The following is a 7,618-nucleotide window of genomic DNA, read 5'->3' as shown; positions in this document are numbered from 1 at the left end:
CCACCAGCATCAATCGCCTCCCAAAACCCTCCACAAACCTCCACGCCACACCAGCCTCAACAGTCAGGCTGTTGCGCTGACCACTTGAACCTGCCATCGACGATATGTCGTCGGCGCTTACCCAGAGGGCGTTTCTCTGGGGCGCATTCTGCCTCAGCTCAGCCCAGCAGCTTCTTCTGGACCTTGCCCATGGCGTTGCGCGGGAGGGACTCGACGAACCGGATCTCGCGTGGACGTTTGTGATTCGACAGTTCACCGGCGACGAACTCGATGAGTTCGGTGTCGGCGACGGCGTCGCCGACGACGTAGGCGACGATCCGTTGGCCCAGGTAGTCGTCGGGCACGCCGATGACGGCCGCCTCGCGGACCGCGGGGTGTGCGAGCAGGACGGTCTCGATCTCGCCGGCTCCGATGCGGAATCCGCCGGACTTGATGAGGTCGGTCGCTCGTCGTCCGACGATGCGGTGCATCCCGTCGGCGTCGATGACCGCAACGTCGCCGGTCGCGAAAAAGCCGTCGGGAAGCCATGATTCGGCGGTCGCATCGGGGCGATCGAGATACCCGGAAGCCATCATCGGGCCGCGGACGTGGAGATCGCCGACGCTCTGGCCATCGTGCGGCAGCGGCTCGCCGTTCTCCTGCAGGCGGGTTTCCACGTGGGCGAGGGGCACTCCCACCCAACCGGGTCGGCGCTCGCCGTCGACGCGGGTGCTCACCGTGATCAGCGTTTCGGTCATGCCGTAGCGCTCGACGATCTGGTGCCCGGTGAGTTCGTGGATGCGATCGAACACCGGGACGGGTAGCGGGGCGCTTCCTGACACGAGGACACGAGCCGACGAGAGTGTCTGCGCTGCAGCCGGATCGGCGGCAATGCGGTTCCAGACAGTCGGCACCCCGAAGAACATGCTCGCACCGGCTCCCGCGGCGGCGGCATAGGTGTCGGCTGTCGGTGTGACGGTGTGGATCAGTCGTCCGCCGCGTCGGAGAGGCCCGAGGACTCCCAGGATCAACCCGTGGACGTGAAACAGCGGCAGACCGTGTGCCAGAGTGTCGTCCGCGGTCCACGACCAGGCGTCGGCGAGTGCATCGAGTCCCTCGGCAATCGCCTGACGGGTGAGCGGCACGCCTTTGGGGAGGCCGGTAGTGCCGGACGTGTAGAGGATCAGTCCGGTCGAGTCGGCGTGCGGCTCGGGGTGGCGGTGCCACGATTTCGCATACCGTCGGACCGGGATGACCGGCAGGGTCGGTTCGGACGGGGCCTGCCCCAACCAGGCCTGTGCCTGCGAGTCGGCGAGGATGTGTTCGAGTTCGCGAGGGCCGGAATCGGGCGGAACGGGGACCACCGGTACCCCGGCGATGAGTGCGCCGACCACCGCCAGCACTGTCTCCACCGTCGGCGTGGCCAGGACTGCGACGGTCCGTGCGCCGGCGATCCGTTCGGCCACCGCGGTCGCCGCCCCGACGAGATCTTCACGCGACAGCTTGTCGTCGCCGACGCGGATCACGGCAGGGTCGTCCGGTGCGGTGGGGGTCAGGGTGGGCAGCAGCACGTCTTCACTGTGCCACGCCGGGCCGATCCCGCCCGTCACCTGCGCGGATCGTCGAGGTCAGGCGGCGTGCGCCGACATCCGGCCGGCCGTCGGCCGCGTCGGGACATCCCGCCCCGGCGTACCGCGCGCGTCCCCAGTTGTTCCGGTGGCATGATCTCGTGAGCACGCAGCAACGATCGGGGGTTGGTAACGATGTCCACACGTTTTCACCTGAGCACCATGCGCCCGCGGGACCCTGACGAACCGGGTCGGACGGCGGGCACCCTCGAGCTCTTCTTCGATCTGGTCTTCGTGGTCGCGGTGAGCATCGCGGCGGTCCAGCTGCATCATGCGCTCACCGAGAACCACATCGTCGACGGCGTGGTGTCGTACGCGTTCGTCTTCTTCGCCATCTGGTGGGCGTGGATGAACTTCACCTGGTTCGCGACATCTTTCGGAACCGATGACTGGTTCTACCGGGTCCTCACATTCGTGCAGATGGCCGGCGTGCTGGTCTTGGCGGCGGGGATCGAACCGGCATTCGTCGACCGCGAATTCGGGCTGGTCGTCGTCGGTTACGTGATCATGCGCGTCGCGATGGTCGCCCAGTGGCTGCGTGCCTCGCGCTCGGCCGGGACCCGTCGACGAACCACGCAGTACTACGCCGCCGGCATCGCGTTCGTCCAGGTGCTGTGGCTCCTGTGGCTTCTCGTCCCGTCGGGGACTGCTGCGACGATCGGGTTCGTGGCGCTCGTCGCAGCGGAGCTGGCGGTCCCGGCGATCGCCGAGCGTCAGGGAAACACGCCGTGGCATCCTCACCACATCACCGAACGCTACGGTCTGTTCACGCTCATCCTCCTCGGCGAGAGTCTGCTCGCCTCGTCGAACGCGATCATCGAGGCGTTGCACAACGATCAGGAACTCGCGCCGCTGATCTCGATCGCGATTCTCACCTTCATCGCAACCGCCGCGCTGTGGTGGATCTACTTCTGGCCGCCGCATCATCGGGCGATCGGTTCGCTGGCCGATTCGCTCCGCTACGGCTACGTCCACTACTTCGTCTTCGCCGCGGCGGGTGCATTCTCGGCGGGCATCGAGGTCGAGATCGATGCCCTGACCCATCACAGCGAGCTGTCGGAAACCCAGGCGTCGTTCACGGTCACGATCCCGATCGCGATCTTCATCATCGGCATCTGGTGGATCGCGCTCCGCGCCAACGCCGATCGCGTGGTGAACACCGTGGTGCCGGTCGGTGCCGTCCTGGTCTTGCTCGACCCGGTCATCCCGGTACCGTTCGCGCTGACCGCCGTGTTCCTCATCGCGATCGTCGTCGTGCTGGTCCTCCGGCCGCCGCTCACTGCGGACAGCGAGACGCGCTCAGTTCATCGCCGCAGCGATGCTGGTGAGCAACCAACTGCGTAGTCGCGCGGAGCTCCAGTTCCGCTCGACGGTGAAGTAGCGGTAGGTCGCGGGCGCGGTGAGATAGCTGAGAATGTCGGCGAACTCATCGATTCGGGTGTCGGCGATGAGGTTGCGGTGAACGAACCAATGACAACCGGTGTGCACATCGTCGAGGCGCCGGAGTTCGGATCGTTCGAGTTGTTCGCCGATGGCGGGGTCGGTGTCGGCCGCCAGCGTCGCCGCATGCCAGAGGTCGGCGATCCGGCTGTTCGCGGCGATGACGTGATCGACGTATCGGCCGATGGCTCGGTCGGTGTCGGCGTCGCTCATGATCGCGATGAACTCGGGTCGCTCGAGCAACGAGACGAACTTCTCGTCACCGGTGAAACCGCGCTCGAGGACAGCCATCATGAGCGACGCCTTGGACCCTGCCTGATGCACGGTGCCCACGGCCACCCCGGCGTGCTCCGCGATCTGCTGCACCGTGGTCCGTGAGTACCCGTGCTGCACGAAGAGCGCTTGCGCCGCGTCGAGGATTCGGGACCGCGTATGCGCCGCGCTGATCGCTCGCTTGCGCGGTGTGTAGGGGCGTTTACTCACACCGGCCTCCGCTCCGGTCGGACTCGAACAGCATTGATGGTAGCGCGGGGTGGGGAGTCGCGGTCGACCCCGGTCTGGACGGGTTGCCGGAGGAGCGGCACGTGAACTGCAAAGATGAGACCGATGAGCGGAAAGCACGTCCTTCGCTGAAAATTTGGATAGAGTCTGGCTCTATCCAAAGTGGAAGGCGTGATGGCAACGATACTGATGTGCGGGACGCCGTTGGCCGGGCATGTCGGTCCGCTCGTCGCCGTGGGGCGGGTGCTGGTCGAACGAGGCCATCGGGTGACGATGGTGACCGGCTCGCGCTTCGCCGAGCAGGTGGCCGGCGCGGGACTGAGCCTCCATCCGCTGGGTGGGATCGCCGATTTCGACGAGCGAGACCCCGACAGCTTCACCCCGGACCGGCACCGATACCGCGGGCTGACCCTGTCGCGGTACCAAGTCGAGCGCACGTTCATCGCTCCCTTGCCGGACCAGGCGGCCGCGGTGGACGCGGTCGCCGGACACCGTGAGGTCGACGCGATCCTGTGCGACGGCACGTTTGCCGGCATCATCCCGATGCTGTCGCGACCTCGCGACCGGCGGCCGCCGGTGATCGGGATCGGCACGATGCCTCTGGCGCAGTCGAGTCCCGATGTGGCGCCGTTCAACAGTGGCCTGACGCCGATGGGCGGACCACTGGGCAGGATGCGTAATCGGTTGGCCCACCTCCTTGTTCGGCATGTGCTGTTCGCGCCCACGCAGAGGTCCGCGCGAGAGCTGGCCCGACGGGCGGGCGGCACACTCGATCATTTCGTCCTGGACCTCTCGAGGGCGTTCGACCGTTTCGTTCAACTCGGACCCGCCGAGTTCGAATACCCGCGCGCCGATCTCGCGCCGAACACCGTCTTCGCGGGACCGATGCCCACGGCCGGCAGGTCACCGGCCTTGCCGCCGTGGTGGTCGGACATGCTCGCCGACAACCGGCCGGTCGTACACGTCACCCAGGGCACGCTCGACAACGACGACTTCTCGCAACTCGTCGAACCCGCGGTGGCCGGGTTGGCCGGGCTGGACGTCCAGGTCGTCGTCACGACCGGCGGAGCGAACCCGGATCCGGTGCCGCGCGCTGCGAACACGCGGATCGCGCAGTACCTGGACTACGACGCGCTGCTGCCGCGGACCTCGGTTCTGGTCACCAACGGGGGCTACGGCGGAGTCCTCCAGGCGCTGCGTCACGGAGTGCCGGTGATCGTCGCACCAGGGGGCGAGGACAAGCCCGAAGTCGCCGCCCGGGTGGCGTATTTCGGGGTCGGGACGAGTCTGGGCACCCGACGCCCGGCCGCCGATGTCATCACCGACGCGGTGCGCCGAATCCTGGCCGACGACGATCTGACCGCCCGGTGCCGGCAGATGGCGAGCGCGATGGCCGACTACGACCCGGCTGCCACGCTCATCGCGGAATTCGATCGCGTGACCCTCGGCCGTGATCGCCGACGTTCGGAGAATTGAGGTCTGTCCCGCCGAACGCGGACAGGCCGTCGGAACCATCAAAGGAGAAGCACATGTCCCTCCCGGATCTTCCCGGCCGTGGCCGCCGTTCGCCCAATCGGCCGGCCCGCCGCCTCGTCGTCGTATTGAGCTGTCTTGCAATCACCCTCGGTATGACAGCGGCGATCCCCGCGGAGGTCGCCGCGCGCCCGCTACCACCGGGCGGATCGAGCGCGACCATGGTGATCGTGAACCTGTCGGGGGCGCCGCTGACACTCGACAGGTCTCCCGCCACCGACGTGTGGTCGGGCAGTTCGAGTACTGACCGGTGGATCGATCCACCGGCGGCGTGGATCATGCCCGATCAGACCGAGGTGGTCCGAGCGTGGTCGAGCAATCCGGTCCACATGGCCACCCACGTGCGGTACAGCGGCGGATACCGTTCCGCCAGATGGCAGTTTCGGATGAGTCTCGATCACCAGTTCTCCATCACGACCCTCGGCAACACCGGTGCGACCCATGGTGACCGCGTCGTGGCACGGCTCGACCGTCTCGGACCCGCCATGAAGGCGACGTACGTTCTCTACTGACGACATAAATACTGCGACAAAGCTGTTCGCGTACAAGACCTCGCCGGCGTTCGGCCGACGACAACCCGAGGAGGCCCGTCATGAGCAATGCACGAGCTGTGATCGACACGCACATCGATGCGTTCAACAATCGCATCCCGGATCAGGAACCGTGGGCGGCAAGCGCCGAATTGAGCTCGCCGGGTGGAGTGTTCACCGGACGAGAGGGCGTGTTGGGTTTCCTGTCAGTGTTCCAGGGTGCTTTCAGCGACGGTCGCCTCACCGTCGGCTCGTACGTGATAGATGCCGACAACGCCTCGGTGGAGGGCACGTTCGACGGGGTTCACGACGGGGTTCTGCAGAGTCCGTCTGGTCCGATCGGCCCCACCGGACGCACTGTCTCGTTCAGGTGGAGCGCGACCTACCAGGTGGACGGATCAGAGCTGCTGTCCGAACACCTGTACTTCGACCAGCTCGACTTCCTGGGACAGTTGGGAGTTCTTCCGGGATGAGGCGTGCGCGGCGCCGGACCGTCGGGTTCCTCTCGATCACGATCATTGTGGGAGTGATCTTCTCGGGTGTTCAGGGAATCTCCTCGGCGGCACCGGCACCGGCACCCGCGTCGGCGTCGCTGGTGAGCAGTGTGGCGATCGGGCAGCACCGGCACGACGTGCTCGTCCGATCGCCCGCGATGGGACGGGATGTGCCGGTGAGCGTGCTGCACCCGGCACATGCTCGTTCGCGTGGGACCCTCTACCTCCTCGACGGCGGCGGTCAGAAGACCGCGGTCAGCGATTGGATCAGGGAGGCACACGCGGACCGCTACTTCGCCGGCAAGGGCACCAATGTGGTGCTGCCCGGCGGCCAGGGAGCGTTCTACACGAACTGGCGGCACGTCGACACCGGATTCGGTCGTCCGCAGTGGGAGACCTTTCTGACCGTCGAGCTCCCTCCGCTGATCGACCGGCGGTTCCACGGCAACGGGAGGAATGCGATCGCCGGTCTCTCCATGGGCGGACAAGCCGCCTTCACGCTCGCGACACGCCGGCCGGGGCTCTATACGGGCGTCGGCTCCATCAGCGGATGCCCGTTCACGACCGGTCCAGTGCACGAGTCGCAGATCCGCGCCGCGGTCATCCGCGACGGCGGGGACCCCACCAACATGTGGGGCCCCTGGAATGGCCCGGGGTGGGCCGACCACGACCCGGGCTACCGTCTACGTGCCCTCGCCGGGATGCGCGTCTTCATCTCGTCCGGGTCCGGCGCCCCCGGGCCCCTCGACCAGCGCACCAGGCTCGACCCGGGTCGACACCGGTCGGAGAAGATCGCAACGGGAGCGGTACTGGAGAGCTCGGTGAACGCGTGCTCGAGGGAGTTCGCGCACCGAATGCGGTCCGAAGGTCTGCGGCCGACCACCCACTTCCGTGCCATCGGAACCCATGCGTGGCCGTACTGGGCGCAGGACCTGACCGTCATGTACCCGGTCCTCGCCGAGGCCCTCTGACCGCTGACGCGTGAGTTGCCGCCATTCCGGGTACACCGGCCTCATGTCTGACAACGACCCTGCTCGGAAACCGTTCAACGCGCAGAACCCCGATCCGTCGAGCACGGCGGGTCTCGAGCCCGGAGGCGGAGTCGCGCCGGGGGACACCCCGCCGTCCGAGTCCGCGGTCGGGGGGGACGAGCACGAGCCGCCGCAACGCGGGCGGACCGGCGGTGTGATCGTGATCGGGATTGCGGCGATCGTCTTCCTCCTGGTCGCACTCGGTCTGATCGGCCGCGCGGTGGGGCTGTTCTGAGCCGTCCTCGCCAGTGTGATTTCTGAGGCGAGAGAACTGCACAGCCACTGGTCCCTGGTCCAAAAGAAGCGACCCACCCCTGCTCCCTGAGGAGCGCCCGGAGCTTGCGGAGGGCGCGTCACGAAGGGTCTGGCGGCCGAGTCAGCGAGACCCTTCGTAAAGCTCGCTCCTCAGTATCTGCGGCCAGGCGGCCGTCGTTGACTACGAAAGAACACTCGTGAGTGCCCGAAATCCATGCTCCCTGAGG

At 66.9% G+C, this 7,618-nt stretch carries 9 protein-coding genes; 6 read left to right on the top strand and 3 right to left on the bottom strand.

Annotated elements, in window-relative coordinates; genetic code table 11:
* Positions 1-158: 158 nt before the first annotated feature.
* Positions 159-1,550: an acyl-CoA synthetase gene (locus ACFW3F_RS25450; protein WP_388062487.1), complete on the bottom strand. Its 1,392-nt coding sequence runs from the start codon at positions 1,548-1,550 to the stop codon at positions 159-161.
* Positions 1,551-1,554: 4 nt separating this feature from the next.
* Positions 1,555-1,716, bottom strand: coding sequence for a hypothetical protein (locus tag ACFW3F_RS25445; protein ID WP_388062485.1), 162 nt, complete (start codon positions 1,714-1,716; stop codon positions 1,555-1,557).
* A gap of 26 nt (positions 1,717-1,742) precedes the next feature.
* On the opposite strand from ACFW3F_RS25445, the gene ACFW3F_RS25440 reads away from it, so the two are divergent.
* On the top strand, positions 1,743-2,951 hold the full coding sequence (locus ACFW3F_RS25440) for a low temperature requirement protein A (protein WP_388062483.1): 1,209 nt from the start codon (positions 1,743-1,745) through the stop codon (positions 2,949-2,951).
* On the opposite strand, the gene ACFW3F_RS25435 is transcribed toward ACFW3F_RS25440, so the two are convergent.
* Positions 2,907-3,530, bottom strand: a complete 624-nt coding sequence (locus tag ACFW3F_RS25435) for a TetR/AcrR family transcriptional regulator (RefSeq protein ID WP_388062481.1) — start codon at positions 3,528-3,530, stop codon at positions 2,907-2,909. The genes ACFW3F_RS25440 and ACFW3F_RS25435 overlap by 45 nt on opposite strands.
* Positions 3,531-3,722: 192 nt before the next feature.
* Between ACFW3F_RS25435 and ACFW3F_RS25430 the strand changes: the two genes are divergently transcribed.
* From ACFW3F_RS25430 to ACFW3F_RS25410, 5 genes are all read left to right on the top strand, one after another.
* Positions 3,723-5,024 carry a glycosyltransferase gene (locus ACFW3F_RS25430; RefSeq protein ID WP_388062479.1) on the top strand — a complete coding sequence of 434 codons (1,302 nt, stop codon included), beginning with the start codon at positions 3,723-3,725 and terminating at the stop codon, positions 5,022-5,024.
* A 53-nt stretch (positions 5,025-5,077) separates the two neighbouring features.
* The gene (locus ACFW3F_RS25425) at positions 5,078-5,593 is read left to right on the top strand and encodes a hypothetical protein (RefSeq protein ID WP_388062477.1); all 516 of its coding nucleotides are present in this window, start codon (positions 5,078-5,080) and stop codon (positions 5,591-5,593) included.
* A gap of 80 nt (positions 5,594-5,673) precedes the next feature.
* Positions 5,674-6,084, top strand: coding sequence for an ester cyclase (locus ACFW3F_RS25420; RefSeq protein WP_388062476.1), 411 nt, complete (start codon positions 5,674-5,676; stop codon positions 6,082-6,084).
* Positions 6,081-7,076, top strand: a complete 996-nt coding sequence (locus tag ACFW3F_RS25415) for an alpha/beta hydrolase (RefSeq protein WP_388062474.1) — start codon at positions 6,081-6,083, stop codon at positions 7,074-7,076. The genes ACFW3F_RS25420 and ACFW3F_RS25415 overlap by 4 nt, the downstream gene beginning before the upstream one ends.
* Positions 7,077-7,119: 43 nt before the next feature.
* Positions 7,120-7,371: a DUF6480 family protein gene (locus ACFW3F_RS25410; RefSeq protein WP_388062472.1), complete on the top strand. Its 252-nt coding sequence runs from the start codon at positions 7,120-7,122 to the stop codon at positions 7,369-7,371.
* The last annotated feature ends 247 nt before the right edge of the window (positions 7,372-7,618 follow it).

It is taken from the genome of Gordonia sp. NPDC058843 (assembly GCF_042743165.1).
Taxonomy (GTDB): Bacteria; Actinomycetota; Actinomycetes; order Mycobacteriales; family Mycobacteriaceae; genus Gordonia.
Note: the sequence above shows the minus strand (reverse complement) of the source record. Positions and strands in the feature narration are given on the sequence as shown.

Excerpts from the sequence above, each read along its gene's own strand:
- ACFW3F_RS25410 (WP_388062472.1), top strand. The coding sequence starts at position 7,120 with ATGTCTGACAACGACCCTGCTCGGAAACCGTTCAACGCGCAGAACCCC.
- ACFW3F_RS25415 (WP_388062474.1), top strand. The coding sequence starts at position 6,081 with ATGAGGCGTGCGCGGCGCCGGACCGTCGGGTTCCTCTCGATCACGATC.
- ACFW3F_RS25425 (WP_388062477.1), top strand. The coding sequence starts at position 5,078 with ATGTCCCTCCCGGATCTTCCCGGCCGTGGCCGCCGTTCGCCCAATCGG.
- ACFW3F_RS25430 (WP_388062479.1), top strand. The coding sequence starts at position 3,723 with ATGGCAACGATACTGATGTGCGGGACGCCGTTGGCCGGGCATGTCGGT.
- ACFW3F_RS25440 (WP_388062483.1), top strand. The coding sequence starts at position 1,743 with ATGTCCACACGTTTTCACCTGAGCACCATGCGCCCGCGGGACCCTGAC.
- ACFW3F_RS25420 (WP_388062476.1), top strand. The coding sequence starts at position 5,674 with ATGAGCAATGCACGAGCTGTGATCGACACGCACATCGATGCGTTCAAC.